Origin of the sequence: Chromohalobacter sp. HP20-39, from assembly GCF_033052815.1 — a bacterium.
Classification (GTDB): Bacteria; Pseudomonadota; Gammaproteobacteria; order Pseudomonadales; family Halomonadaceae; genus Chromohalobacter.
The window spans coordinates 1-313 of record NZ_JAWHTP010000423.1 but is presented as its reverse complement, the minus strand read 5'-3'; the positions used below and the strand labels follow the sequence as shown (position 1 = coordinate 313).

Here is a 313-nt window from a genome sequence, read left to right as displayed (position 1 = left end):
AGGGTTGAATTCTCTCTTTCAACCTGGACTCGAAACAACCGGTCACGTCACGCGTCGAACCCAGGTCGGCCCTATCGCAAGGTCCACGACGCCCTTGCCAACGCGGTTAGGGTCGGGCAACGCATCGTACTCACCTATCTTCAGAACCCGGCAGACGGAGAGAGTCTGGACGAGTTGGAACGCCGACTAATCCGGGAGCATGACAGCTTTGGGCCGCTTGCCCATCAGCTTAACGGCACCCTTTAAGTTCGGGCGATTTCGTCTCGCGGTCGACTCCCTCTCGCGGTATTCATGCGGCTATTGAGTAGCACAC

Annotated in this window: 1 protein-coding gene; it reads left to right on the top strand. The window is 57.8% G+C overall.

The window, feature by feature from the left end; genetic code table 11:
* The coding region (locus RVY79_RS18650) for a hypothetical protein (protein ID WP_317466037.1) at positions 1-246 on the top strand (246 nt) is incomplete at its 5' end.
* Between the last annotated feature and the right edge of the window lie 67 nt (positions 247-313).